This window comes from Pseudomonas sp. JE3303 (genome assembly GCF_056312565.1).
This window is the reverse complement of sequence record NZ_JBWGIF010000008.1, coordinates 211,068-236,155: the sequence shown is the minus strand read 5'-3', so window position 1 is coordinate 236,155 and position 25,088 is coordinate 211,068. Positions and strand designations below refer to the sequence as shown.

Sequence of the window (25,088 nt, the reverse complement as noted above, 5' to 3'; positions counted from 1 at the left end):
GGCCCTGGAGGGCAAGGCGATGCGACCAGTTATGACAATGAAGGCCCTGCACGACGATCGCGGGCGCCGGACAGAGCTCGAAGACGCGGCCGAAGGAAAGTTTCACGGCTGGGGCGTCGAGTACGAAGAGTTCGAGAACGGCCCTGGCAACTACAGTGTCGCCATCGTTGAGATGGCGGACGGCACTGTCCAGACGCTGATGCCATGGGCGATTCGCTTCTTGGATGGTGAGGACGCCAAACAGCAAGCTATCAATGACTTCCTGTCGCGCCCAGCCATTGGCTGACTGAATCCCTGACAGCCGGAAAGACGGCCCGATGCCCTGCTCCCCATCGCAGGCCGCATCGGTGGATCAATTGGTCGAGGACCACCCAGCCTCTCACGCCCCGGGCGAAGCTGGTCGAGCTATGAAGCCAGTTGATCCACCGATGCGGACGAATCATCACCGCGCAATGCGGCCCCCTGCATCAACCCTTCCCTTTCAATTCGACCGCATCGGCAGGTGCCAGGCCACCTTTCACGGTGGGTTTGGTCACCCGCGCCTGGCTCCTGGCCAATGCGGTCCAGAGGACCACCAAATGCATGAATGCACCGATACCCAGGCCGTGTGCCGGGGCTGCGGCCTCAAGTTGCGCGGGTCGCCTTCTTGGAAAGGCGGCCTGGCCTATCACCCCGACCCGAAAGGAGAAGTGCACCGCTGCCACTACGGCGGCTGGGTGTGCTCCCGGCGCTGTGACATCAAGGCCTGCGTCGAGCTGGAAGGAACCATGCCTGGATGTGGCGGGGTGAACAGCTTCCAGCGCCTCTCGCCGTACGCCAAAGAGAGCATCAACCGCCACTGGTCGGAGGCAGCATGAGCGCCCCTATCGATGTGAAGCAGAACCCTGACGGATCGTGGACAGCCAAAGGCGGCACTTCCCTCACGGTGGTAAGCGTTACCGCCCTGACCGAGCACAAGGCCGTGACAGGCCATGCCCTTGCGATAACTGCTCTCCTGTCGCGTGGCAAGGGCTGGATCAAGTGCGAGGACGCCAAGCCAGCTGATGGCCAAACCGTTGTCGTGTGGCGCAAGTGGCCCAATTGGAACTGCTTCGCTGCCGAACTGGACTGCTGGCAGGCGGATTCGAGCGATACAGAAGGCGGCGCGTGGTACGAGGCTGAGGAATCCTGCCAGCTCATCGAAACCTGCGCTGACGGCCCTGGCGATGTCGCCCGACCGATCACCACTCACTGGCACCCGCTGCCAGTCGACCCCAACGAGTAAACCACCACATGGAGGCCGCCATGGTCGCACTTCGCAAAGCACAGTTCCTGTACGACAACGCCGAGCCTGCGCCAGATGACTGCCAGGGCGAGGCAGAACGCATCTGGGTCGACAACGCCGCCGAGGAGCTGCTGGCTCGCCGCGACGTGACCTTCCAGCGCCGCCTGCGCCAGAAGCAGGGCGTTACCTTCGAGCAGTTCGCCGTCGCGGTGGATGAGTTCGTGATGGGCCAGCTGGGTGTGTCGGGCATCAGCAATTCGGTCCTGGGCCGTTTGGTCCTGGCCTCGCGCGCCAAAGTCTCGAGCGATGCAGCCGAGGCAGCGGACGAGATCCTGGCGGTGGCCAGTCCGGAGGAAGCGCTGCGGGAGATCGCCCGCACCCTGCTCCGGCCGCTGGCCAAGGACGGGGTGCTGGCAGAGGCAGAGGAGTTCCAGTTGTGATCCCGCACAGCGTCGCGGTCAGCGCTATTGAGGGGGCCATCGAAACGATGCTGCTCCCCGGCGCTAGCCTGGTCGAGGAGGCCAAGGCTGAAACCTTGATCGTCGCCTACTTCTCTGTGCATGCCATTGATGCCGAAGAATTCAACCACTACTGCGAGCGCGTCCGCCGGATTGCCCAGCGGCGCAAGGAGGCAGCATGAGCACCGCACCGATGAAATCGCTCATTGATGAGCAGTTGGAGGAGATCGAGCGCAGTCTGGCGATCATCAGCGCAGGCGTTCCGAGAGACCTGCCAGTTACGCACCTTCCGCCGAAGCTGGTCGCGGCGATCAAGGCCGGACGCATCAGTGTGAGGCCAAGAGCGTGACCCGCCAGCAGGCCAAGCGCCTGGCTTTCTGGCGCGGGGCATTCCCCATGCTCTTCGCATGCACCGTCTTCATGCTGTCCGGCGCCCTCGCCGACCTTCTCACTCAGTAATCACCACATCAGCGCCCACCGCATGGATGGCGCGGGAGATTCGCATGTCCGCACAACAGCAACTGATCAAGATCGAGCAGATCAGCGAAGAGAACGCCCCGGCCATCTATGTGGCTGGCGGCCTCAATCACTTCCTCAACCTGGTGAAGGATGAGGTAACGGGCGAAGTGCCGGACCTGACCACTTGCAAGGGTCGCGAACGCATCGCAAGCCTGGCCGCGAAGGTCAGCAAGTCCAAGGTCGCCGTCGAGAAGCCGGGCCGTGACTACCTGCGCCGTCTCAAGGAAATGCCGAAGGTGGTCGAGGCTGAGCTTCGCGATTTCGTCACGAAGATGGACGCGCTGCGGGATGAGACGCGCCGGCCTCTGACTGAATGGGAAGCCGCCGAGGCTGCCCGGATGGCTTCGCACGAACAGGCACTCGACAGGCTGAAAGCGCACGGTGCCGAACTGGGGGTGCTGGTCAGCGAAGATCTGCTGGACCGCATCGGAAAGGTTGAAGGCGTTGCCCTGGGCGAGTCGTGGGAGGAGTTCGCGGCTGAGGCCGGTCAGGTGAAGGACCAGGTGCTGGCAGCGCTGCGTGATGCGCTGGCCGCCCGGCAGAAGTACGAAGCCGAACAGGCCGAACTGGCCCGCCTGCGCGCCGAGGCAGAAGCCCGCGAGAAAGCAGACCGCGAGGCTGCCATTGCCCGTGAAGCTGCCGAACGTGAGCGGCGCGAAGCAGGTGAGCGTGCAGCAGCTGAGCGCGCCGAGGCCGCCCGCCGCGAGCAGGCCCTGATTGATCAGGCCGCGGCCCAGCAGCGTGCTGCCGAACAGGCCGCCAGAGATGCCGAGGCTGCCGCCGAACGCCAGCGCCTCCAACTGCAATTGCAGGCCGAACAGGCCGAGCGTGCAAAGGTCCAGGCCGAAGCCGATCGAATAGCTGCCGAGCAGCGCGCCGAACAGGATCGCCAGGCCGCTGCCCGTCGTGCCGAGGAAGCTGCCGAGCAGGCCCGCCAGGATGAGCGCCGCCGGGCCGACGCCGCTGCCGCCGAGATCGTCCGCCAGCAAGAAGCCCGCGAGGCCGACAAGGCTCACCGGGCCACAATCAACCGAGCCGCCCTGGAAGCCTTCATCGCCGGCGGCATGACCGAGGAAGGCGCCAAGCAAGCGATCACTCTGATTGCCCAGCGCAAGATCCCAAACATCGCCATCTCCTACTGAGGCGCAAACCATGAGCAGCACGATCATTGTTCCGGAGCAGCGCCGCCAGGTGGCCGCTCCGGCCCAGGCCGACAGCAGCATCCTCGCCGTAATCAGCCGGGCCGCCACCGACCCGACCTGCGACATCGATAAGCTCGAGCGTCTGATGGCGATGCATGAGCGGATGCAGGCCCGCGACGCTGAGGCTGAGTTCAACGCGGCCATGGCGGCCATGCAAAGCGACATCCCGAGCATCGCCGAGCGCGGCGCCATTGTCGTGAATGGCCAGAAGCGCAGCGACTACGCCACCTTCGAGGACATCAACGACGTCATCAAGCCGATCATGCAGATCCACGGCTTCGCCATCACCTTCAAGGTCGATAACACGCCTTCCGGTCTGAGCGTGACAGGAATCCTGATGCATCGGGCTGGCCACCGGGAAAGCACCACCATGCTGCTGCCCCTGGACACCAGCGGAAGCAAGAACGCGGTCCAGGCTGTCGGCTCGTCCACCAGCTACGGCAAGCGCTACGTGATGGGCGCCCTCCTCAATCTCACCACGCGCGGCGAGGATGACGACGGCCATGCGGCGGTGCCGACGGCGAACGTCACCAGCGTTCAGGCGGCAGGCATTACCGCGCTGCTGGATCGCTGCACCCAGAAGACCCGCGACTGGTTCACGGGCGAATACGGCTCGGCCGAGTGCGTACCAAAAGGCCGACACGACATCCTGGTCGCCCAACTGAACAAAGCAATCAAGGCTGCGGAGGCTGCAAATGCGGATCATCAGTGACGTTGAGCAAGGCACCCAAGCCTGGCTGGATCTTCGCCTGGGCATCATCACCTGCAGCGAGCTGGAGTGCCTGCTGGTGAACGGCAAGGGCGAAGCTGGCTTCGGTGTAGGCGCCTTCACTTACATGAACACGCTGATCGGCGAGCGCATCACTGGCGAAGCTGCCGACCCTTTCAGCGGCAATCGCCATACCGAACGCGGTCACGAACTTGAAGGGGTGGCCCGAAACCTCTACCGCGACAGCGAGGATGTCGAGACAACCGAAGTTGGGATCATCCTCAATCACGGTATCGGCTACTCGCCGGACGCACTGGTTGGCGAGAAGGGGCTGACCGAGATCAAGACAAAACTCCCCAAGCTTCAGGTCGACGTGATCCTGGGCGGCGAGATCCCGAAAGAGCACGTCGCCCAGTGCCAGGGCGGTCTGTGGGTGTCCGAGCGCGAATGGATCGACTTCATCTGCTACTGGCCAGGCATGCCGCTGTTTGTGAAGCGTGCGTATCGAGATGAAGCCATGATCCGCAAGCTCACCGAGCGGGTGAAGACCTTCTACGAAATCCTCGACGATCGCATGAATCGCGTGCTTGGCATCGCAGCATAGGAGGCCGAATGAACCAATCAATCGACCTGGAGGCGGCCCGCGCCGCCTTCCTTCAATCTGGCGGCCAGATCATCGTGCTCGAGGGCTTTGAGTACGTGCCGCACCGGGCGCACCGGGACATCGAGGTGATCCGGGCCGTGCCGGAGAAGCCGGTAAGCGTGAAGGCGGCCAAGCGCCACATCCGGCTCGCAGAACTGCGCGAGTTGGCCAAGACCATGACCTACGCCCAGGCGATGGCACATACCGGTCTGGTCCAGACGACGCTCTACAGGGCATCGGTGGAAGGAGGCTTCTCGTTCCAGCCGGACCCTAACCGGTCCCAGGGCTACAAGTTTCGGGACTACGCAGATCCAGCCGCCGACAAGGCATTGGCCGCCAAGATTTCCGCCCTTCGAGACGAGGGCCTGAGCCGTCAGCAGGCGAAGGCTCGCCTGGAAATCTCCGATCGAAAGTTCTGCCGGATCATCCACCTATTCGGGGTCGACTACCCCAAGGCTGCGGGGAAGCGATGCGACGGACCAATCTGAAAGTTCGCCAGCGTCGGCGACAAGAACAGTTCCACCTGCCACCGAGCGGATTGAAAGAGGTGCCGTATGGCAATGACCCAGAAGGAACGAGACCTGCGCAGGCACGCCAAGGCCGAGAGGTTGCAGGAAGAAGACCTGCGCTTGAGGGTTCGGCCAGGGACTAAACAGGCCCTGCTGGAGCTTATGGAGTGGGCCGGGATTGAGGAGCAGGGCGAGGCGCTGACGCTGATGATTCATCACGTCGAGGCGCTGGGCCAGGCTGCGCTGCTGCGGATCGTGCGCCACGAAATTACAGGTAGCCGGATTGTGGCGCGACCTGAGCTGCTCAGGCTCGCCGTCAGGCCCCGCACGGCAGAGTGCCTGCTGACCCTGGCACGCTGGGCGGCGCGGGAGTCCGCTGGAGTGATCGAGGCCCTTATCCACGGCATCCACTCGCTGGGCACGCAGCACGCCGTGAAGTTCCTGACCCCACCGCAACACCAGGTGAGCATATCGCCTCGCCTGGCCCTGGCATTCAGCCAGAAGAGCATGCTGATGATTCAGCAGGACCCGGGCGACGAGGTTATCGCTCCGGTCTGACGCTTCATCCCTCCCCTATTCAACGAATCACGCCAGCCCGGCGAGGATCACCAATGCCCATCAAGTACGGAAGTGTCTGCAGCGGTATTGAAGCTGCGACCGTAGCCTGGCACCCAATTGGCTGGGTTGCCGACTGGTACGCCGAGATCGAGCCATTCCCCAGCGCGGTGCTGGCTCACCATTACCCCAGTACGCCGAACCACGGCGACATGACCCGGCTGGCCGCCATGACGCTGTCCGGCAAGATTCCAGCGCCCGACGTGCTGGTCGGCGGCACGCCATGCCAGGCGTTCAGCGTGGCCGGCATGCGCGAAGGCCTGGCTGATCCGCGCGGCGCCCTCACCATCAAATACGTGGAGCTCCTAGATGCAATTGACCATGTTCGAACAGCCCGCGGCGATGCCGAGTGCGTCGCTGTCTGGGAAAACGTCATCGGCTGCCTCACCGACAAGCGCAATGCCTTCGGATGCTTTCTTGGCGCGCTTGCTGGGGAAGACTGCGAGCTGCAGCCTCCAGGGAGAGGATGGACGCACGCTGGTTGTGTGCATGGACCCCGCCGAACAGTCGCGTGGAGGGTTCTTGACGCCCAATATTTCGGCCTGGCCCAACAACGGCGTCGTGTGTTCGTTGTCGCAAGTGCTCGAGGAGGGTTCGATCCCCTCGAGGTACTTTTTGAGCGCGAAGGCGAGCGCCGGGATACTGCGCCGAACAGGGCAGAGGGGCACGACTTTGCCGGACACGCTCCGTTCGGCCCTGCTCTCCAGTGCGGATGCGGGTACCTCTTCGATGAGGAGCTAGGCGCCTATGGATGTGCCAACTGCGAGGGTGACGACGGGCCTGCAGTGAGCGTGCTGGCCGGCGTGCCAGCGTTTGGCGGAGACAACCGACGCTCCTTGTTCCGCGCTGGCACATTGACTGCGCACGGAATTCGGCACGACTTCGCAACTGAGACCTTTCTAGTTCATCCCGAGGGCCAGGATCTGACCGAAGTCCTGACGCCCGAGTCTGGCCATGTTCGCCGACTTCTGCCCGTCGAGTGTGAGCGGCTAATGGGCTTCCCTGACAGATACACCGCCATACCCTACCGCGCCAAACCTGCCGACCTTTGCCCAGACGGCCCCCGCTACAAGGCGATCGGGAACAGCAAGGCCGTGTTCGTCGTGCGGTGGATCGGCCGGCGGATCCAGCGCCAGCTCGAGGTACTGCAATGAAGCCGCTCTACCGAACCACCCAGGCCCGGCGCCACGGCGCGCCGATGCCTTTCCTCGACCTCAACAACATCTGCGATGAGTGCAGCAAGCCCCGCGCTCAAGGCAACCATCGTGCCTGCTCGAAGAAGCGGCAGGCGCGGTATCAAGCGGAGAAGCGAGCATGACACGTAAGCTGAGCCAGAAAGAACAGATGGCCTATTCGACCATTGCGAAGCTGGAAGCGGAGCGAGACGATCTGCGTGCAGACCGCGACTACTGCAAGAGAATTGCGGCGCACAACAAAGAGGTTGGTGAAAAGCTCGAGAGTGAGCGCGACGCCCTGCGACGAGACCTGCATTCCGCCAATGTTGCGCTTGAAGCGAGAAAGCAGGCGTTCGAAACCCTGCGCGCCCAGTTGGCCGAGCGGGATGCGCTGCTGCGTGATCTTCTGCCATGGATAGAGCGGGCGAACGAAAGATCAGTTAACGACCTGCCCGAGCTTTCCCGCTTGCAAACAGCCCTATCCGCCAGCGCAGAGCCGGAGGTACAAGATGGGCACGCCTAGCCGCAAGTCGCTGCAGGAAGCCCTAGAGGTGGCCAACCAGGAGATAGAGACACTCAAGGCCGGAGGCCAGTTGCTGTTCCGCGACCGCAACGACCTGCGTGAGGAGCTGGCCACGGCCCAGGCAGACAAGGCTGCCTACGTGCAGAACGCCGTCGACCTGCGCCAGCGAGTGGATGAGCTGCGCATCCAGCTGGGTCGACAAGCTGAACGGGACACCCTGCTTCGCGACCTGCTGTCCGATGATATTCCGCTGCGCGTCGCGGCGCGCATCGAAGCAGCCCTATCAGCCAGCGCAGATCAGAGCGCTGCCAAGTGTGTGTCGAGAGTGCACGACACGATGATGTTCCAGCGCCAGCCGTAATACTCACCCAGCTATAACCCCTACCCTTTTATCTCGCCGCGGACTGCAGCTGACCTTCAACCAGGTCCGCAGATGCCAAGCCGTGGGTGGCGATTACTCGCGCGCGACCTACGCCCCATGAAAGCGCTCGGGTCATGGATTCTCCAGGGCGGTTGTCATAGGCCTCTTCATGCAGAGGCAGGCCAGAGGGGTTGTAGATACCGATGAACAACTGAGTGGCACCGACCCGGGACAGCCGGACCTGCACATCAATGTGCGTTCCATCGCTCAGGTTTTCGTCATGCGAGCGGTGATGAAGATTTGGGTCTGCCCAATCCCAAAAAAGATCGCCTCGCTTTCTCATGGTTCCTCCAGATCCACCGGTCGAGTTGTACAGCCGTTAGACAAACATAACGGAACTCTCCGCCACTGCAACTGTATCGGCCGATTTTTGAGAAGTAGTCGGACCATCGGCGCGCTTGGTTGCGGAATCCATACACCCCTATCTATCAAAGCCGCCATGGAGCGGCCCTGGAGTAGTCATGCCTGAAGCAAAGGAACGCCCGATTCTGTTCAGCGGGCCGATGGTCCGCGCTCTGTTGGACTGTCGAAAAACGGTGACCAGACGAGCGCTCAGTGCCCGGGACCTCAAAGAGATCGAATACGCCGTGCGGCTGGGCGAGTGCCATGCCCTGCCGGCCCAGGGCGACTCCATGCACCCGAACGACGCCAGTTACTATGCGGAGCTCTGCCGCTTTGGGCTGCCTGGCGACCGCCTTTGGGTGCGCGAGACGCACAAGATCTCCACTGGCAAGGTTGGCGACCGCCAGGCATGCGTCCGCTACCAAGCCGACGGTGACTACCAAGCCAAGGTCTTGCCTCAGCCGGAAGCAATTGGCCCTCGCACTTTCGACCGAACCAGGCCGAGCATCCACATGCCGCGCTGGGCCTGCCGCATTCTCTTGGAGGTCACCGACGTGCGCGTCGAGCGACTGCAGGACATCAGCGACGACCAGGCCAAGGCCGAAGGCATGGTGTACACCGACTTCGGCACGCAAGAGCGGCCCGGCAAGGCAAGCATCGACAGCGGCAAAACTTTCCACCCGCTGAAGCCTCAGCAAGCGCCAGGCTGGCACGCTGGCGACGCAACGCACCCGGATCAGTGCCTTGATCGAGCCAGGTGGGCGTTCGCGAACCTCTGGGAAAAGATCAACGGTGAGAACAGCTGGGACGCCAACCCATGGGTCTGGGTCGTTGAGTTCAAGAGGATCGAGCCATGAGCCGCCTCGCCCTCTGCCTCCTGCTGCTGGCCGCCGGCGCCAGCGCAGACTCACTACCCCGTGGAGTGACTGTCTTCCACGACGACGACCGCGGTGCAACTTGCTGGCTGTATGAGCTGAGCAACCGGGGCGGCATCAGATGCATCCCCGACAGCCAGCTCAAGGCGCCGAACTGCGGCCCGGGCACCGAATGGCCTTGCGATGGAAGTGTGCATAGCGAGCGCCAGCTCTCCCCGCACGACACCCAACCCGAACCTACACCCGCTCAGGCGCCTGGGCGCTGGATTGATGAGAGGTATCAGCTGTGAAGAAGATCCGGGCTTACTTGAAGGCGATCATCTGGAAGACCAAGGCGTACAGACACATGCGCAGCCGCCTCGGTTGGGCGAGCTGGGAGATGGTCGACTCTCTGCATGAGACGTTCGGCGCCTGGCATCCCCATGATGCCATCGACGAAGACCTGAGCTATTGGGGCTAGCCATGACCGACCTGATCGAAGTGAAGACATCCGACCTGGTCGGCGAGCAGCTGGCCTGGGCAGTGGCCAAGGCCGAAGGCCTAGACGTGCTGCTGGAGCCGCCTCAGTACGGCAACCCCTGGCGGGTGTTCGTTCGGTTCGCCCGCGAAGTGACGGTGCGAGTCGAACGGTACGAGCCACAGTGCGACTGGGCTTGGGGCGGGCCGCTGATCACCAAGTATAGGATCGGCTTTGGCCTCTACTCGGACTCGTTTTTTGCCGTCACCGGGCTGGATGATATCGCGGGCGAAGCGGATGGCCTGACCCACCTAATCGCAGCCTGCCGCACCATCGTTGCCGCCAGGTTCGGGGATGCCGTCCAGGTGCCGAAGGAGCTGAGCCCATGAGCGCAGCTGCCAAGGTTCTTGACCCGTGCAGCGCCAGCCGCATGATGTGGTTCGACAAGCAAGACCAGCGCGCACTGTTCGGCGACATCCGCGACGAGGAACACCTGCTCTGCGACGGCCGGGTGCTCAAGGTTGAACCCGATGTGCTCATGGATTTCCGGCAACTGCCCTTCGAGGCCTCAACCTTCCGCCTGGTCGTATTCGACCCGCCACACCTCACCAGAGCAGGCGTGGATAGCTGGATGCGCGCTAAGTACGGGGTGCTCACCAACGACTGGCGAGAGGACATTCGCCAAGGATTCGCCGAGTGTTTCCGGGTGCTTGAACCCGAAGGGATCTTAATCTTCAAGTGGAACGAAACGCAGGTGCTCGTCAGCGAGCTGCTGGCCCTGACGGATCAAAAGCCCCTGTTCGGCCACAAGTCCGGCAAGCGCGAGAAGACGCACTGGATCACCTTTATGAAGCGCCCCGCAGCCTAACCCCTTCCCCTGCAACTCAAGCCCGCCGACATGCGCGGGCGAGGATGAACCGTGCCCGATATCACCGTGAAGTGCTCCAGGTGCCGCAATCAGCACAAGGAGAGCGAGCGCGTGCTCGCGCCCTGCAAGTGGCTCAAGGGAGCCAGCACGATGGTGTGCCCGCGCTGCCGGTGCACCAGCTACTACCGCGTTGAACATACCCCAGCAGCTTGACCACCAACCTGCCGCCGCCGGCGGCCCGGAGAACCACATGAACACGTATTTCCTGCTCATAGCCCAGTACGGTGGCCAGGCAATCATCCCGCTCGAGCGCGTGTGCCTCGACTATTTCTGCCACCTGACCCCGGAGAAGATGAAGGGCAAGGTCGCCCGGGGCGAAATCAACCTGCCGCTGGTCTGCATGGAGTCGAGCCAGAAGTCTGCCCGGGGCGTGCATCTGAACGACCTGGCCGCCTACCTCGACACCCAGCACGCAAAGGCCAAGTCCGAGCACGACAAGCTCATGGGTCGAGGCCTCAGACGGGTTTCTTGATCCTCTTCTGGGCCTCGATCACGGGGCCCGATATCACCCTCTCCAGCCATGGCCATCCTTTATAAGGGTCTCCATTCCCCCGCAGGTGCGTATAGCGCCGCATAGAGTTCCAATCCCGGTGACCGGAAACAGAGGCCACCTTCGGGATATCCCACCCCATTTCGAACAATCGACTGACGCCATCGTGGCGTAGGTCGTGAAAATGCAGGTCGTCAATTTCGAGAAAGTTGCAGGCACGCGTGAAGGCGGCAGACACCGACTTCGAGTTGTACGGGAACACCTCGGCCGCGACTCGCGGCATAGACTGTAGGATGCGCCAGGCCTCGTCGGGCATGTGGCACCAGATGTCGTTCCCGTACTTCTGGCCTGGGTTCTTCATATCGGTGATCAGCGCCGTCTGCTCCTTCTCGTTCAGGGCGTCCCAGCGGATCCGCGTGATCTCCTCCTGGCGGCGCGTCGAGAACAGCGCGAACACGGTGATGCGCACCATGTCGATCTCTTGCCTGCGCCGGTCGCGCATCTCGCTGAAGTAGGTCAGGATGCGGTCCAGTTCGCCCAGACTCGGCCGGCGGTTGCGCTCGCGGCTCTTGCCGACGGCGCCCATCTTGCGCAGCACGCGCCGCGCGTCGGCCATTGCCAGCGGGTCTATGTCGTATCCCCAGGCCGGCCGGGCGACGGACAGCACCGCACCCAGGTGCGCGAGGTCGTTACCAACCGTCTGCGCCTGGATGCCGTCAGTCTCCATCCGGTCCATGGCGTACTCGACCAGCTTCTGGCTGGTGACCGCGCTGTCGACCAGGTCGCCGAGCCAGGTTTGCTTGATGGCGTTGAGCGTTGCCCGCTTGGTCCGGCCCAGCGGCCGCAGCTTCTCGTACTGGTCGAGGTAGCGGTCGACCATTTCCCGGACGGTCACGCCGCCGCGAGTCGCCTTCTCGATCGCGCCCGGCTCATGGAGTTCGGCCTCGCGCTTTCTGATCCACGCCTGGGCAGTAGCCTTCCGGTCGAAAGTCTGGCTTTCCTGATAGACTGTCTCACCCTTCTTCATTATTCGGATCTGCGCTGTGTATGCGGCAGAGCCGTCCTTGCGCTTCCGGAGCGTGATGGATCCCATGGATTTTGCTACACGATGATTTTTGATTGCTACATTGTAGCAACGAGGTCCGGCGAATAAGCAAAAACAGTGGGAAATGGTAGTAAACGAGAGAATTGAAAATGTCGACGAAACAAGCAGAAAACCCCGCAACCCCAAGCAACACGGTAGTTAGGAGGTTTTCTGTTGCGCCGATGATGGACTGGACCGACCGCCACTGCCGCTTCTTCCTGCGCCTGCTCTCCCGCCACACCCTGCTCTACACCGAAATGGTCACCACCGGCGCCCTGCTCAACGGCGACGCCCAGCGCTTCCTGCAGCACGACGCCGCGGAGTACCCGCTGGCCCTGCAGCTGGGCGGTAGCGTGCCGGCCGACCTGGCAGCCTGCGCACGCCTGGCGCAGGCATCGGGCTACGACGAGGTCAACCTCAACGTCGGCTGCCCGAGCGATCGGGTACAGAACAACATGATCGGCGCTTGCCTCATGGGCCACCCTGCCCTGGTCGCGGACTGCGTGAAGGCGATGCTCGATGCGGTCGAGATCCCGGTGACGGTCAAGCACCGCATCGGTATCAATGGCCGCGACAGCTATGACGAGCTGTGCGACTTTGTCGGCCAGGTGCGCGACGCGGGCTGCCGCAGTTTCACGGTGCACGCGCGCATCGCGATCCTCGAGGGCCTGTCGCCGAAGGAAAACCGTGAGATCCCGCCGCTTCGCTACGACGTTGCAGCAAAGCTGAAGACGGATTTCCCGGACCTGGAGTTCGTGCTCAATGGCGGCATCAAGACGCTGGACGAGTGCGAGGCGCACCTGCAGACCTTCGATGGCGTGATGCTGGGCCGCGAGGCGTATCACAATCCGTATGTGCTGGCCGAGGTGGACCAGCGGCTGTTTGGCAGCGACGCGCCGGTCATCAGCCGCAGCGAAGCGCTGGCCAGGCTGCGCCCGTATATCGTGGCGCACCTGCAGGCTGGCGGCGCGATGCACCATATCACGCGGCATATCCTCGGCCTGGGCCAGGGCTTCCCCGGCGCGCGGCGCTTCCGCCAGATGCTGTCGGCGGACATCCACAAGACCCATGACCCGCTGGGGCTGCTCGACCAGGCCGGCGAATTGTTGCAAGGTCGTTAAGGGGAACCCAGGGCGCGCTTTCCACTCGTATACTGATCCTTCTCCCTACTGCCTCGTCGGCCCCTTGAGCGGCCGACAGGGCTGGGGTAATGTCGAGTCATTGCACAGGACAGAGCACGCCCATGACCTCCAAGCTGGAACAACTCAAGCAGTTCACCACCGTAGTTGCCGACACTGGCGACCTGGATGCGATTACCCGTCTCAAGCCGGTCGATGCCACGACCAACCCGTCGCTGCTGCTCAAGGCCGCTGCCATCCACGGTTACGCCGACCTGCTCAAGCAGGTGAAGGCGGACGCCAAGGGCAATGTGGACCTGGCCTGCGACAAGTTCGCGGTATCCGTGGGGTCAGGGATTCTCAAGGTCATCCCGGGGCGGATTTCCACCGAGGTGGATGCACGCCTGTCGTTCGATGAGCCGGCGCTGCTGGCCAAGGCGCACCAACTGATCGATCTGTACGAAGCTGCAGGCGTGGGCCGTGACCGCGTGCTGATCAAGCTGGCCTCGACCTGGGAAGGCATCCGCGCCGCCGAGAAGCTCGAGCGCGAAGGCATCCAGACCAACCTGACCTTGCTGTTCTCCTTTGCCCAGGCCCAGGCCTGCGCCGACGCAGGTGTGTTCCTGATTTCACCGTTCGTGGGCCGTATCTACGACTGGTACAAGAAAAGCACCGGCCAGGAGTACGTGGGCGCCGAGGACCCGGGCGTGCAGTCGGTCACACGCATCTACGACTACTACAAGGCCAATGGCTACGACACCGTGGTGATGGGTGCGAGCTTCCGCAACCTGGGTCAGATCGAGCACCTGGCCGGCTGCGACCGCCTGACCATCAGCCCTGAACTGCTGCAACAGCTCAGCGAAGACCAGGGCGACCTGCCGCGCATCCTCAAGCCCGGCAATGCGGGCGAACCGCGCCAGCAACTGAACGAGAGCCAGTTCCGCTGGGCGATGAACGAGGACGCCATGGCGACCGACAAGCTCGCCGAAGGCATCCGCCAGTTCGCGCGGGACCAGGAAAAGCTGGAAAAGGTAATGGCTGAAAAAGCCTGATACATATTGAGTTTGCCAGCAGCGGGCTGAATCCCCAGGATTTTCCACCCGCCACGCGCAGGAAGACATCGCGGGGCCCGTCGCAAGCCGACGTGCCCCGCGATTGCATTTACCCTCACCCGAGTCAACGATGTCGGATACCACCCCGCTCCCCCAGGTCCTGGCCGGCCCCGTGCTGCGTCGGCTGGAACCCACGCGCCTGGCCATCTGGCTGGTAGGTTCGCAACCGCTGCAACCCGCATTCATCCTGGAGCACCCGGACGTCCAGGCCTCCGTCGACTGCCAGGTGATCCCGGTGGGCGAGCGGGCGTTTGTTCACCTGCTCGACATCCAGTTCGCACAACCACTCCCGGTGGACGTCCAGCTCGATTACGACCTGATGCTGCCAACCGCCGAGGGCAGCGAGGGCATCGCACAATGGGCGCCCCACCTGCTCTATCCGGGCACCCAGCGCCCGAGCCTGGTGCTGCGCGGCCGCCTCGAACAGTTGCTCCACGGCTCGTGCCGCAAGCCGCATCATTCGGCCGCCGACGGGCTGCTGTGCGCTGACCGCCTGCTGCAAGATTGCCAACGCCCCGAGGAGCGCCCTGCCCTGTTGCTGATGACCGGCGACCAGGTCTACGCCGACGACGTCGCCGGGCCCATGCTGCGCGCCATCCATGGGTTGATCGAGCGCCTGGGGCTGTTCGGCGAGCAGCTGGAGGGAGCCCTGGTCGGCAACAGTGACGAGCTGTACCAACATCCGGCGTGCTATTACCACCGCGCCGACCTGCTGCCAGCGCTGGAGAGCAACAAGAGCCTGCGCGAGCGCTTCTTTGGTGGCACGCGCAAGCCGATTTTCACCAGCAGCAACGCCGACAACCATCTGGTGACCTTCGCCGAGGTCATGGCCATGTACCTGCTGGTCTGGTCACCGGTGCCGTGGACCCTGGTGCAGCCGAGCATGCCCAAGGGCCTCACTGCCAAGCGCCAGGAACGCTACCGCCAGGAGCAGCCGCTGATCGAGGCCTTCGTCGAGGGGCTGGGACCGGTGGCACGGGTGCTGGCGCATCTTCCCAGCCTGATGATCTTCGACGATCACGACATCACCGATGACTGGAACCTCTCGGCGCAGTGGGAAGAAACCGCCTACGGCCACCCCTTCTCGCGCCGGATCATCGGCAATGCCCTGCTGGGCTATCTGCTGTGCCAGGGCTGGGGCAATGATCCGGACCGCTGCAGGGGACTGGCCGAACAATGCCGGCAGCTAGGCCAGCAGGCGAAAAAGCATTGGCTGGACAGCCCGGCTCAGGATGCCTTGATCGAGGAGTTGCTGCGATTCCAAGGCTGGCAGTTCGAGCTGCCGAGCAATCCGCCCCTGCTGGTGCTCGATACCCGCACGCGGCGCTGGAGAAGCGAAACCAGCCTCAAGCGGCCTTCGGGCCTGCTCGACTGGGAAGCGCTGAGCGAGCTGCAACAGGCGCTGCTCGACCATCCTTCGGCGATCATCGTGTCACCCGCGCCGATCTTCGGCGTCAAGCTGATCGAATCGGTGCAGCAGGTATTCAGCTGGCTGGGCTTCGCATTGCTGGTTGACGCCGAAAACTGGATGGCCCACCGGGGCACGGCGCAGGTGATTCTCAACATATTCCGCCATTCGCGCACGCCGGGGCACTACGTGATCCTGTCGGGCGACGTGCACTACTCATTCGTCTATGAAGTGCGCATCCGCCATCGCCAGCGCAGCCCGCATCTTTGGCAGATCACCAGCAGCGGCATCAAGAACCAGTTTCCCAAGCGCCTGCTGGACACGTTCGATCGCCTGAACCGCTGGCTCTACGCGCCGCGCTCGCCCCTGAACTGGTTTACCAAGCGCCGTCGCATGGAGGTGGTGCCGCGCACGCCGAGCCACAGCCAGGCCGGCGAGCGGCTATGGAACAGCGCAGGCCTGGGTCAGGTTTTCTTCAACGAAGAGGGTCAGCCGGAACGGGTGCTGCAGCATAACGCCGATGGCAGGCCGGCCACCGAGTTTCCCCGGGCCGAGCAGCAATAGCAGATACTAGCGGGATCGGTCAGCTGCGCTCCAGCGCATGGACCAGGTCGTGGAAGGCTTCGCGGTTGGAGTCGTTCAGGCCCATGAGGATCCGATGCGCCTCGAGCACCTTGGAGCGCACGACATCTTCGTTCTGGTCCTGCGACGGCAGGTCGGTCAGGCACTCGGGGCAAGGGATCGGGCGGTCGACAATATTGAAAACCTGCTCGAAGCCCATGGACTGCAGGAGCCGGGAGATGTCGGGGTTGGTGGTCACCACGGTCGGCAGCAGGCCGACTTTCTGGCGCGACAGGATCGACAGCTTGGCCAGCAAGCCCAGCGTGGTGCTGTCGATGCTTTCGGTCTCGGTGAGGTCGATGACAATGGCCGAGAAATTCAGCGCGGTGAATATCTTCTCGATCGTCGCATCCAGCGCCGAACACAGGGTCAGGCGCACTTCACCCACGAATTTCAGAACAAAGGTACCGCTCTGCTCGGCGAACTGGATTCTACCGGTACTCATTGAAGGTTCCTGCTTAACACCAATAGGGCGATATCATCCGGCATCTCCCCAAGCGTAGCCAATCCGAATCGTTGGCGCAGCCCATCCAGGCAGCCCCCGGCGTCCTTGACGATCTCCGGCAATGACGCTTCCTTATCTTTGAGTGTGTCCCCAGGCAAAAGGTCCAGTACGCCATCCGACATCAGGCTCAGGCTGAACTGCTCTGGCAGTTCGAGCACATGGTCCTGGTAGGTGGCTTCCTCGAACAGCCCTACCGGCAGGCCGCGGCCCTCGAGGTAGCGCGTCTGGCCTGGGGTGTAGAGCACCGGCAGCGGCAGGTGGCCGCCTACGCTGTAGGTCAGCAGGCCGGTGTCTTCATCGATGACTCCGCCCACCATGGTCACATGCTTGCCCAGCTTGCAGTTGATCAGGCCGCGGTTGATATGCCCAAGCACCTCGGAGGGCTTGAACTCGCGCAGCTTGCTGCCGCGCTTGAATTCGAACAGCAAGCGGGTGGTCATGAACTTCAGCAGCACCGTGACGAAGGCCGACGATGCGCCATGGCCCGAGACATCGGCCAGGTAAAACGCAATCCGGCGGTCATCGACGCGGAAATAGTCGGTGAAATCGCCCGAAAGGTACAGCGACGGAATGATCTGGTGTTCGAACGCCAGGTCACCTGCGTGCCATGGGCTCTCGGGCAGCATGTTCATCTGCACCTGGCGGCCGGCGGTCTGGTCTTCCTGCAACAGGTGCAGGCTGGCCTCGAGCTCACGGTTGGCCGCTTCGAGTTTTTCGCGGTAGCGCTGGTTTTCGAGCACCAGCCGCGAGCGGTCGAGCGCGCGGCGCACCGAGTGTTCGAGCACCGCGAGGTCTTCCAGAGGCTTGATCAGGTAATCGGCAGCGCCCAGGCGCAAGGCCTCGACCGCATCGCTCATGACGCCTGCACCCGACACCACGATCACCGGCAATTGCGGCGCACGCTCGGTGACCTGGCGAATCAGCTCGAGACCGCCCATCTGGGGCATGCGCAGGTCGCAGATCACGAGATCGGGCTGCTGCGCTTCGAAGACCTGGAGGCCTTGTTGGCCGTTGCCGGCCTGGAGCACGCTGAAGCCGCTGTCTTCCAGATACGCGGCGAGGCTCGCACGGACCACGTCGTCGTCATCGATGATCAGCAGCGTTGCACTGGGTTTCTGCATGTGGGCAAACGGCGCCAGAAATAGGTTGGCGTAGCGGGTTCGGCGGGCCGACTCATGGCTACTGGAATTCTGTCTAGCCACTCTCTATCTGAGTTGTAGGACACTAATGCGTGTCCGGCAAATCACAGAGGTGCCCTGTAAGGCGCAGACGGTACTCCCATCCGCAGAGCGTTTCAAGCGCACAAGAGCAGTCTGGGGCTGGTCTTTGGCGGACAAATCGCCGGGAGTTATAAGAAAGGGAATTTCCGATACCTTATGAAAGGTCAGCATGAAGCAAGACCGGGCTTTTACAGGCATGTGCAGGTTGTTCGCATTCTCGAATAGCACCGGATGTTACAAAAAAAAGGCGGCCTGCCGGCCGCCTGGTGATCCGCTGGAAATCAGAAGTCGTCTTCGACTTCCCCATCCTTGACCCGGAACTCGCGGTTCTGCAGGTAGGCGTTGCGGATGAAGACGTACTTGTCGCCGCTGATCAGCTTCTCGGCCGAAAGCAGGCTGGCGCGCGTATCGACCACGTCGGTGGCGAGCACCGTGTTGCGGGTCGGCACATGATCGATGTAGCGGTACGGACGGGTGTAGGTATCCGGATACTTGGCGAAGGCATCGCGCACGGTACTCGGGCCCAGCAACGGGATGACCACGTAAGGACCGCTGTTCAGGCCCCAGTAGCCAAGGGTCTGGCCGAAGTCTTCATCGTTGCGCTGCAGGCCCATCCGGGTACCCACATCAAAGAAGCCACCCAGGCCGAAGGTGGTGTTGACGATCAGGCGCGCCGTGTCGACACCCGCCGCATGGGGCTTGAGCTGCAGCACGTTGTTGGCCAGGTTGGTGACGTCGCCCAGGTTCTGGAAGACGTTGTGGATACCGTCCTCGAGAAACTGCGGGGTCACGAACTGGTAGCCTTGCGCCAGCGGCTTGAGGGCATAGGTGTCGAGGACATCGTTGAACCTGAAGATCGGCCGGTTGACCGCCTCCCAGGGATCTTCCTCGGTGGCCGCCTGGGTGGCGGCCATGGGCGCTAGCAGTAAACCCGCGCAGACGCAGGCCTGGGTGACTCGCTCGATCACACCGGCGCCGATCCTACCCATAGATGTCTCTCCATCGAATTTCACGGTGGCAGGCGCCAATGCGCGCTGCAAGGAAGCCAGTATAAAGGCTCGCGTGCTGATAAACAGCGTTACATGGCATTGACAAGGATTTAGCAAATAAGTGTCAGACCGTCACCTGCCGGTAACAGACAGGCACTAGCCTCGGTGTATTTCACGTCAGGGATGCCGACATGCCAGAAATGCCCGCCCTCACCGCTGTGCTGTTCGGCTTGCGTGGCTGCCTGGTGCAGGCGGGCGAGGATACGCCCTCGCCCATTCCAGGCGCCCTGGATGCACTGGATGGGCTGCGCCGGCAGCAAGTGCCTTGCATCTGGGTCGATGAGCGTGACGCCTCCCAGGACCAGCGTCTGGCCCTGCCCGACTGGTTGACGGGACACCCGAGCAGTACATCCCCGTGGCCAGCCCCAGATGCCTGCTGGCAAGCCCTGATGTCCCTGGGCATCGAGCGGCTGGAAGGATGCGTGCTGGTCAGCGGCGAGCCGCGCCTGTTGCGGTCAGGGCTGAACGCCGGGCTCTGGACCGTAGGCCTTGCCGCGTGCACCCCCCAGTGCGGCCTGCCATTGAGCGAGTGGCAGGCCATGACCTGGCAGGAACAGGAACGCGTACGCGGGAGGTCGACGCTGGCGCTCTTCGAACTGGGCGTGCACTCGGTGATCGACCACTTCGAAGCCCTCGACACCTGCCTTGACGACATTGCCCAGCGTCGCCGCAAGGGCGAAAAGCCCTGATACATCCGGACTGATCCCCGTCATGCAAAGCGCAGCGGGCTGGATTACTCTGGAAGACATGCAAGAACCTTTGCGCAAGCGCCGAGGTCCATGCTTGTGACTATTCATAGAGGGAGAACACCCATGCCTGCCCGCGAACTGCAAGAGCAACTCGATAGCTTGCGCGAGCAACTGGAACGGAATCCGCCGCTGACGCTGGAAGAGCGGGATGACCTGCACAAGATGATGGAGCAGATCGAAGCACAGCTGAAACTGGAGGAAGCGACCCACGACAACAACCTGTCAGATGGAGTCAACCTGGCAGTCGAGCGTTTCGAGGCCAAGCATCCGGACCTCACCATCACCCTGCGCAATATCGCCACCTACCTGCACAGCATGGGCATCTGACCAACGCTGCCCACGCAAGGCAAAAGCCCCGTCGCTGGACGGGGCTTTCTCGTTACTGGCGTACCAACCGCTGGTTCGCCGGGTTGACCGGCCCAGTGCTGCGATAGGGGTTGATATCCAGTCCGCCGCGGCGCACATACCGCGCGTACACCGTCAGGTGCTCGGGCTCGAGCAGGCCCTTGAGGTCAAGGTAGATGCGCTCCACACACTGCTCATGGAAGTCCGCGTGCTGGCGGAAGCTCACCAGGTAGCCCAGCAGGCTGGCCGGATCCAGCGCCGGTCCCCGGTACTCGACAACCACGCTGCCCCAGTCCGGCTGGCCGGTGACCGGGCAATTGGATTTGAGCAGGTGGCTGTGCAGCGTTTGCTCGACAACCTGCGAGGCATCGCAACGCAAGAGCTCCGGCCGCGGCTGCTCATAATCGCTCACGCTGATATCCAGCTCATCGATGCACTGCCCCGGCAGGCCTGCAACGCCCTGCGCCTCGACCTCGGCCAGGGTACGGACGCGCACCCCCACCGGCTTGCCAGCGGCAGCCGACAGGTCTTTCTCGAGGCACGCCTGCAGGGCGGCCGTGGACTCGAAGGGGGTCTGGTTCAACGAGTTGAGGTAAAGCTTGAACGACTTGGACTCGATGATGTTGGGCGAATCGGCCGGGATGGCGAACTCACCGATCGCCACCACCGGCTTGCCCGACGGCAGCAGCCAGGACAGCTCGAAGCAGTTCCAGTAGTCGACACCCTGCCAAGGCAGGGTCTGTGCGGTGACGCCCAGCTCCGCCCACTTGGCGATGCGCGGGATGGGGAACAGCAAGGAGGGGGTGTAGGTGGAGACGTATTCGCTGGACTTGCCCAGCGGGGAATGTTCGGCAGCAGGATGCATGGGTCGGACCTGAAAAAGCGGATGCGCCTAGTCTAGCAATTTTGCATCCTGCCTTGGACCCTGTTGTTACTCAATGGTCAGAGGACCGACCATGCCGGCCTGGTAGTGCCCCGGCACATTGCAGGCGAACTCGATGGGCGCAGACTCGCTGAAAGCCCACGTCAGTTCGCCACGCTGACCCGGCTGCAGCAGCACGGTGTTGTCCGCGTGGTGCTCATGGCCGCCGTGACCGGTGAACAGCTTGCCTTGCATGGCGACCATTTCCTTCTGGTGCTCGACGTGCATGGCCTTGCTGCCCAGGTTGAATTCATGAGGCAGGTTGCCTTCGTTGACCAGCACGAAGCGAACGGTTTCCCCGGCCTTGACCTTCAGGCTGCCGGGCTCGAAAGCGATGTCCTTGAGCTTTACCTCGACGGTACGGGTGGCCTGGGACGCCGGGGCAGGCGCGCCGAAGCCATAGCCGTGCGAAGGGCTGGCAATACTGGACAGGCTGGCCAGCATCAGGGCGCTGGCGGTCAAGAGGTGTTTCATGAGTGGCTCACTCCGTGTCGGACAAAACAGTCTGCGGGGCTGGGCAAGCCCCTTGCGTCATTCATAGCGCAATGCGTATGCCGGCTCCACCTGCGACGCCCGCCACGCGGGATACAGGGTTGCCAGGAAACTCATCACCAGCCCTGCGGTGCAGATCAGTCCGACATCGCCCCACTGCAGCTCCGATGGCAGGCTGCTGATGAAGTACACGTCGGAGGTAAAGATATGCTGCCCACTGACCCGCTCCAGCCAGCCGACGATCTGGCTGACGTTGATTGCCGCGATCACACCCAGTACGCCACCGATCAGGGTCCCGACGATGCCGATCAGGCTGCCCTGGACCATGAACGTGCCCATGATCTGCGCAGGCGTGGCGCCGATGGTGCGCAGGATGGCGATGTCCGAGCCCTTGTCGTTGACCACCATGATCAGCGTGGCGATGATGTTGAACGCAGCCACGGCGATGATCATCATCAGCAGCAGGCCAATCATGGTCTTTTCCATCTTCATGGCACTGAACAGGCTGCCCTGGGTGTGCGACCAATCGTCCGCCAGGTAGCCCTGGCCCAGGCCCGAGGCAATGGCCTTGGACACCTGCGGCGCGGCATACAGGTCATGCAGCTTCAACCGCACGCCCTGCACCTGGCCAGGTGCCCAGCGCTGCATCTCACCGGCATCGGCGATATGGATATAGGCTTGCGAGCCATCCAGCTCGGCGCCGACCTTGAAGATGCCGACCACGGTCAGGCGCTGCATGCGCGGGGTAATGCCGCCGGGCGCCTTGCTGATCTCGGGAACGATCAGGGTCAGCTTGTCACCGGTGTTCAGACGAAAGCGCCGGGCCGTCAGCTCACCCAGTACTACGCCATACTCGCCGGGCTGCAGGGCCTGCAGCTTGCCCTGGACGATGTGCTGGCCAACGATCGAGACGTTGCCTTCTTCCGCTGGATCGATGCCGCTCACCTGGATCGGCTGCATCGCCCCCTTGTACGAGAGCATGCCTTCCATTTCGGTCAGCGGGGCAGCGGCCATTACCGCCGGGTTCTTCAGGGCGGCATCGGCAACGCCGCGCCAGTCCTGCAACGGCTGCTCGCCAAGAATGCTGGCATGGGGCACCAGGCCCAGGATGCGCGAGCTCATTTCACGCTGGAAGCCGTTCATCACCGAGAGCACCACGATCATCGCCAGCACGCCCAGGGACAGGCCGATCATCGAGGTCATGGAGATGAACGAGATGAAATGGTTGCGGCGCTTGGCGCGGGTGTAGCGGGCACCGATGAACAAGGGCAAGGGTCTGAACATGTACGAAAACACCCGATGAAGAAGGGGGACGGGGCGCCGACAGCGCCCCGTGGCGTTGATTCAGATCGGCACCAGCTGGCCGTCTTCCAGGCGCAGCACCCGGTCCATCTGACGCGCCAGGGCGAGGTCATGGGTAACCACCAGGAACGCGGTCTGCGAAGAGCTCGACAGTTCGCGCATCAGCTCCTGGATACCCTGTGCGGTGTGGTGGTCCAGGTTGCCAGTAGGCTCGTCGAGCATCACCAGGCCGGGACGGTTGACCAGGGCACGGGCAATCGCCACGCGCTGGCGCTCGCCGCCCGACAGCTCGGATGGTTTGTGGCTGAGCCGGTGACCCAGTCCCACACGCGTGAGCAGCGCCTCGGCACGTTCACGGGCCTCAGGGATCGCCGTACGGCCGATCAGGAGTGGCATGCACACGTTCTCGAGGGCCGTGAACTCGGGCAGCAGGTGGTGGAACTGGTACACAAAGCCCAAGGCGCGGTTGCGCAACAGGCCGCGGGCTCGCTCGTTCAGTGCCGACAACTCTTCGCCAGCCAGCCAGACACTGCCCTCGGTCGGGGTGTCCAGGCCACCCAGCAGGTTGAGCAAGGTACTTTTGCCAGAGCCGGAACTGCCGACAATGGCGACCCGCTCGCCAGGGTGCAGCTCAAGCTGCAGGCCGGCCAGCACCTGCACCGACTCCGGGCCCTCGTCGTAGGACTTGCCCAGGTTGCGGCAACTCAGTACGGCTTTATCACTCATGCGCGACTCACTCATAACGTAGCGCCTCTGCAGGCTGGGTGCGCGCCGCGCGCCAGGCCGGATACAGGGTGGCGAGGAAACTCAGGACCAGTGCCGCACCGCAGACCATCCACACGTCCTGGGCGATGATCTGCGAGGGCAGGTAATCGATGAAGTACACATCGGCATTGAGGAACTTGTGCCCGATCAGCTTCTCGATACCGGCGATCACTGCACTGACGTTCAGCGCCGCGATGATCCCTACCACGGCGCCGATGAAGGTGCCGACCACGCCGATCACCGTGCCCTGGACCATGAAGATCGCCATGATCTGCCCAGGCGTCGAGCCGAGGGTGCGCAGAATGGCGATGTCGCCCTTCTTGTCGTTGACCACCATCACCAGCGTGGAAATGATGTTGAACGCCGCCACCGCGACGATCAGCAACAGCAGCAGGCCGATCATGGCCTTTTCCATACGGATCGCCTGGTACAGGTTGCCATGGCTGCGGGTCCAGTCGCGGGCGTAGAACTCTTGCTCGCCCAGCTTCTGTGCGATGTCCCAGGCCGCACGCGGCGCCTGGAACAGGTCGTCGAACTTCAGGCGCAGGCCCTGTACCTGGTCGGGCTTCCAGCGATGCAGGCGCGACAGGTCGGAAAGATTGGTCAGGCCCAGGTAGCCGTCGATTTCACCCGCGCCGACATGGAAAGTGCCGACCACGGTGAAGCGCTTCATGCGCGGGAACATGCCGGCCGGGGTCACGCTCACCTCCGGGGCGACGAAGGTCAGCTTGTCGCCGACGCCCACGCCCAGCTTGGCCGCAGCCTTGTCGCCGATCATGATGCCCCACTCGCCCGGCGCCAGCTGTTCGAGCTGGCCCTGGAGAATGAACCGGTCGATGATCGACACCTGGCGCTCGCGCTCGGGGTCGATGCCGTTGAGCAGCACCTTGGACACCTTGCCTTCGTGCGTCAGCAGGCCCTGCATCTGGGTAAAGGGCGCCACCGCCTCGACCTGGGCGTTCTGCTTGACTTGCTCGGCAAGTGCAGGCCAGTTGTCGATGGGCTGGCCGGTTTCCAGCGTGGCGTGAGGGATCATGCCAAGCACCCGGGTGCGCATTTCGTGGTCGAAGCCATTCATGACCGACAACACCACGATCATCACTACCACGCCCAGGGCGAGGCCGATCATCGAGGTCAGGGAAATGAACGAGACGAAATGGTTGCGGCGCTTGGCACGGGTGTAGCGCGTACCGATGAATACGAAAAGAGGTCTGAACATGTCGGGGCTTGTTCGGATGAAAGGGGAACGTCCTTGTGGCGGGGCTT

The 25,088-nt window shown here is 63.0% G+C and carries 35 protein-coding genes; 25 read left to right on the top strand and 10 right to left on the bottom strand.

The window, feature by feature from the left end; genetic code table 11:
- Positions 1–37: 37 nt before the first annotated feature.
- From AC0ZZU_RS13680 to AC0ZZU_RS13610, 15 genes are all read left to right on the top strand, one after another.
- Positions 38–286: a hypothetical protein gene (locus tag AC0ZZU_RS13680; protein ID WP_476341370.1), complete on the top strand. Its 249-nt coding sequence runs from the start codon at positions 38–40 to the stop codon at positions 284–286.
- A 292-nt stretch (positions 287–578) separates the two neighbouring features.
- Positions 579–857: a hypothetical protein gene (locus AC0ZZU_RS13675; protein ID WP_476341368.1), complete on the top strand. Its 279-nt coding sequence runs from the start codon at positions 579–581 to the stop codon at positions 855–857.
- Positions 854–1,264: a DUF551 domain-containing protein gene (locus AC0ZZU_RS13670; RefSeq protein ID WP_476341366.1), complete on the top strand. Its 411-nt coding sequence runs from the start codon at positions 854–856 to the stop codon at positions 1,262–1,264. The genes AC0ZZU_RS13675 and AC0ZZU_RS13670 overlap by 4 nt, the downstream gene beginning before the upstream one ends.
- A 20-nt stretch (positions 1,265–1,284) precedes the next feature.
- A complete protein-coding gene (locus AC0ZZU_RS13665; protein ID WP_476341365.1) occupies positions 1,285–1,704 on the top strand; it encodes a hypothetical protein in 420 nt (139 codons plus the stop codon).
- Positions 1,701–1,904, top strand: a complete 204-nt coding sequence (locus tag AC0ZZU_RS13660; protein WP_476341364.1) for a hypothetical protein — start codon at positions 1,701–1,703, stop codon at positions 1,902–1,904. Before AC0ZZU_RS13665 ends, AC0ZZU_RS13660 begins: the two co-directional genes overlap by 4 nt.
- Entirely contained in the window at positions 1,901–2,071 is a 171-nt protein-coding gene (locus AC0ZZU_RS13655; RefSeq protein WP_476341362.1) for a hypothetical protein, read from the top strand. Before AC0ZZU_RS13660 ends, AC0ZZU_RS13655 begins: the two co-directional genes overlap by 4 nt.
- Positions 2,072–2,225: 154 nt before the next feature.
- Positions 2,226–3,383 carry a hypothetical protein gene (locus AC0ZZU_RS13650; protein ID WP_476341360.1) on the top strand — a complete coding sequence of 386 codons (1,158 nt, stop codon included), beginning with the start codon at positions 2,226–2,228 and terminating at the stop codon, positions 3,381–3,383.
- Between the two features lie 10 nt (positions 3,384–3,393).
- Positions 3,394–4,155, top strand: coding sequence for an ERF family protein (locus AC0ZZU_RS13645; protein ID WP_476341358.1), 762 nt, complete (start codon positions 3,394–3,396; stop codon positions 4,153–4,155).
- Positions 4,139–4,756 (top strand): lambda exonuclease family protein, encoded by a 618-nt coding sequence (locus tag AC0ZZU_RS13640; RefSeq protein ID WP_476341357.1) that lies wholly within the window; start codon positions 4,139–4,141, stop codon positions 4,754–4,756. The genes AC0ZZU_RS13645 and AC0ZZU_RS13640 overlap by 17 nt, the downstream gene beginning before the upstream one ends.
- Positions 4,757–4,764: 8 nt before the next feature.
- A complete protein-coding gene (locus AC0ZZU_RS13635) occupies positions 4,765–5,283 on the top strand; it encodes a hypothetical protein (protein ID WP_476341353.1) in 519 nt (172 codons plus the stop codon).
- 66 nt (positions 5,284–5,349) lie between these two features.
- Positions 5,350–5,862, top strand: a complete 513-nt coding sequence (locus tag AC0ZZU_RS13630) for a hypothetical protein (RefSeq protein ID WP_476341352.1) — start codon at positions 5,350–5,352, stop codon at positions 5,860–5,862.
- 53 nt (positions 5,863–5,915) lie between these two features.
- On the top strand, positions 5,916–7,073 hold the full coding sequence (locus AC0ZZU_RS13625; RefSeq protein ID WP_476341350.1) for a DNA cytosine methyltransferase: 1,158 nt from the start codon (positions 5,916–5,918) through the stop codon (positions 7,071–7,073).
- Positions 7,070–7,237 (top strand): hypothetical protein, encoded by a 168-nt coding sequence (locus AC0ZZU_RS13620; protein ID WP_476341348.1) that lies wholly within the window; start codon positions 7,070–7,072, stop codon positions 7,235–7,237. Before AC0ZZU_RS13625 ends, AC0ZZU_RS13620 begins: the two co-directional genes overlap by 4 nt.
- Positions 7,234–7,617 (top strand): hypothetical protein, encoded by a 384-nt coding sequence (locus tag AC0ZZU_RS13615; protein ID WP_476341347.1) that lies wholly within the window; start codon positions 7,234–7,236, stop codon positions 7,615–7,617. The genes AC0ZZU_RS13620 and AC0ZZU_RS13615 overlap by 4 nt, the downstream gene beginning before the upstream one ends.
- Positions 7,604–7,978, top strand: coding sequence for a hypothetical protein (locus AC0ZZU_RS13610; RefSeq protein WP_476341346.1), 375 nt, complete (start codon positions 7,604–7,606; stop codon positions 7,976–7,978). Before AC0ZZU_RS13615 ends, AC0ZZU_RS13610 begins: the two co-directional genes overlap by 14 nt.
- 28 nt (positions 7,979–8,006) lie before the next feature.
- On the opposite strand, the gene AC0ZZU_RS13605 is transcribed toward AC0ZZU_RS13610, so the two are convergent.
- Positions 8,007–8,321: a hypothetical protein gene (locus tag AC0ZZU_RS13605; protein ID WP_476341344.1), complete on the bottom strand. Its 315-nt coding sequence runs from the start codon at positions 8,319–8,321 to the stop codon at positions 8,007–8,009.
- 178 nt (positions 8,322–8,499) lie between these two features.
- Between AC0ZZU_RS13605 and AC0ZZU_RS13600 the strand changes: the two genes are divergently transcribed.
- From AC0ZZU_RS13600 to AC0ZZU_RS13580, 5 genes are all read left to right on the top strand, one after another.
- Positions 8,500–9,237, top strand: a complete 738-nt coding sequence (locus tag AC0ZZU_RS13600) for a hypothetical protein (RefSeq protein WP_476341343.1) — start codon at positions 8,500–8,502, stop codon at positions 9,235–9,237.
- The gene (locus tag AC0ZZU_RS13595) at positions 9,234–9,545 is read left to right on the top strand and encodes a hypothetical protein (protein ID WP_476341341.1); all 312 of its coding nucleotides are present in this window, start codon (positions 9,234–9,236) and stop codon (positions 9,543–9,545) included. The genes AC0ZZU_RS13600 and AC0ZZU_RS13595 overlap by 4 nt, the downstream gene beginning before the upstream one ends.
- Before the next feature lie 172 nt (positions 9,546–9,717).
- Positions 9,718–10,101, top strand: a complete 384-nt coding sequence (locus AC0ZZU_RS13590) for a phage protein NinX family protein (RefSeq protein ID WP_476341339.1) — start codon at positions 9,718–9,720, stop codon at positions 10,099–10,101.
- Positions 10,098–10,580: a class I SAM-dependent methyltransferase gene (locus AC0ZZU_RS13585; RefSeq protein WP_476341337.1), complete on the top strand. Its 483-nt coding sequence runs from the start codon at positions 10,098–10,100 to the stop codon at positions 10,578–10,580. The genes AC0ZZU_RS13590 and AC0ZZU_RS13585 overlap by 4 nt, the downstream gene beginning before the upstream one ends.
- A 250-nt stretch (positions 10,581–10,830) precedes the next feature.
- Positions 10,831–11,112 carry a pyocin activator PrtN family protein gene (locus AC0ZZU_RS13580; protein WP_476341335.1) on the top strand — a complete coding sequence of 94 codons (282 nt, stop codon included), beginning with the start codon at positions 10,831–10,833 and terminating at the stop codon, positions 11,110–11,112.
- On the opposite strand, the gene AC0ZZU_RS13575 is transcribed toward AC0ZZU_RS13580, so the two are convergent.
- Positions 11,096–12,223: a tyrosine-type recombinase/integrase gene (locus tag AC0ZZU_RS13575; protein WP_476341333.1), complete on the bottom strand. Its 1,128-nt coding sequence runs from the start codon at positions 12,221–12,223 to the stop codon at positions 11,096–11,098. The genes AC0ZZU_RS13580 and AC0ZZU_RS13575 overlap by 17 nt on opposite strands.
- A gap of 101 nt (positions 12,224–12,324) precedes the next feature.
- Here AC0ZZU_RS13575 and dusA point away from each other — a divergent pair, with 101 nt between their 5' ends.
- The 3 genes from dusA to AC0ZZU_RS13560 all read left to right on the top strand — a co-directional run bounded on the left by dusA (position 12,325) and on the right by AC0ZZU_RS13560 (position 16,416).
- Entirely contained in the window at positions 12,325–13,335 is a 1,011-nt protein-coding gene (gene dusA, locus AC0ZZU_RS13570; RefSeq protein WP_476341331.1) for a tRNA dihydrouridine(20/20a) synthase DusA, read from the top strand.
- Positions 13,336–13,457: 122 nt separating this feature from the next.
- Entirely contained in the window at positions 13,458–14,384 is a 927-nt protein-coding gene (gene tal / locus AC0ZZU_RS13565) for a transaldolase (protein WP_476341329.1), read from the top strand.
- A 130-nt stretch (positions 14,385–14,514) separates the two neighbouring features.
- Positions 14,515–16,416: an alkaline phosphatase D family protein gene (locus AC0ZZU_RS13560; RefSeq protein WP_476341327.1), complete on the top strand. Its 1,902-nt coding sequence runs from the start codon at positions 14,515–14,517 to the stop codon at positions 16,414–16,416.
- Positions 16,417–16,435: 19 nt separating this feature from the next.
- Here the strand turns inward: AC0ZZU_RS13560 and rssC are convergent, their stop codons facing one another.
- The 3 genes from rssC to AC0ZZU_RS13545 all read right to left on the bottom strand — a co-directional run bounded on the left by rssC (position 16,436) and on the right by AC0ZZU_RS13545 (position 19,187).
- Positions 16,436–16,918 carry an anti-sigma factor antagonist RssC gene (rssC, locus tag AC0ZZU_RS13555; RefSeq protein ID WP_158459115.1) on the bottom strand — a complete coding sequence of 161 codons (483 nt, stop codon included), beginning with the start codon at positions 16,916–16,918 and terminating at the stop codon, positions 16,436–16,438.
- Positions 16,915–18,099, bottom strand: coding sequence for a two-component system response regulator RssB (rssB, locus tag AC0ZZU_RS13550; RefSeq protein ID WP_476341326.1), 1,185 nt, complete (start codon positions 18,097–18,099; stop codon positions 16,915–16,917). The genes rssC and rssB overlap by 4 nt, the downstream gene beginning before the upstream one ends.
- A 380-nt stretch (positions 18,100–18,479) precedes the next feature.
- Complete coding sequence (locus tag AC0ZZU_RS13545) at positions 18,480–19,187, bottom strand: MlaA family lipoprotein (RefSeq protein ID WP_476341325.1); 708 nt, start codon at positions 19,185–19,187, stop codon at positions 18,480–18,482.
- Between the two features lie 191 nt (positions 19,188–19,378).
- Here AC0ZZU_RS13545 and AC0ZZU_RS13540 point away from each other — a divergent pair, with 191 nt between their 5' ends.
- Together AC0ZZU_RS13540 and AC0ZZU_RS13535 are read left to right on the top strand one after the other, a co-directional pair.
- On the top strand, positions 19,379–19,936 hold the full coding sequence (locus tag AC0ZZU_RS13540) for a phosphonoacetaldehyde phosphonohydrolase-related protein (protein ID WP_476341323.1): 558 nt from the start codon (positions 19,379–19,381) through the stop codon (positions 19,934–19,936).
- Positions 19,937–20,059: 123 nt separating this feature from the next.
- Positions 20,060–20,323, top strand: coding sequence for a DUF4404 family protein (locus tag AC0ZZU_RS13535; RefSeq protein WP_476341322.1), 264 nt, complete (start codon positions 20,060–20,062; stop codon positions 20,321–20,323).
- A gap of 52 nt (positions 20,324–20,375) precedes the next feature.
- Here the strand turns inward: AC0ZZU_RS13535 and queF are convergent, their stop codons facing one another.
- The 5 genes from queF to AC0ZZU_RS13510 all read right to left on the bottom strand — a co-directional run bounded on the left by queF (position 20,376) and on the right by AC0ZZU_RS13510 (position 25,041).
- The gene (gene queF, locus AC0ZZU_RS13530) at positions 20,376–21,206 is read right to left on the bottom strand and encodes an NADPH-dependent 7-cyano-7-deazaguanine reductase QueF (RefSeq protein WP_476341320.1); all 831 of its coding nucleotides are present in this window, start codon (positions 21,204–21,206) and stop codon (positions 20,376–20,378) included.
- Positions 21,207–21,272: 66 nt separating this feature from the next.
- Positions 21,273–21,737, bottom strand: coding sequence for a cupredoxin domain-containing protein (locus AC0ZZU_RS13525; protein WP_476341319.1), 465 nt, complete (start codon positions 21,735–21,737; stop codon positions 21,273–21,275).
- A gap of 57 nt (positions 21,738–21,794) precedes the next feature.
- Positions 21,795–23,039 (bottom strand): lipoprotein-releasing ABC transporter permease subunit, encoded by a 1,245-nt coding sequence (locus tag AC0ZZU_RS13520; protein ID WP_476341318.1) that lies wholly within the window; start codon positions 23,037–23,039, stop codon positions 21,795–21,797.
- A 60-nt stretch (positions 23,040–23,099) separates the two neighbouring features.
- Entirely contained in the window at positions 23,100–23,783 is a 684-nt protein-coding gene (gene lolD, locus AC0ZZU_RS13515; RefSeq protein ID WP_476341317.1) for a lipoprotein-releasing ABC transporter ATP-binding protein LolD, read from the bottom strand.
- Between the two features lie 7 nt (positions 23,784–23,790).
- Positions 23,791–25,041 (bottom strand): lipoprotein-releasing ABC transporter permease subunit, encoded by a 1,251-nt coding sequence (locus AC0ZZU_RS13510; protein ID WP_476341316.1) that lies wholly within the window; start codon positions 25,039–25,041, stop codon positions 23,791–23,793.
- Positions 25,042–25,088 lie beyond the last annotated feature (47 nt).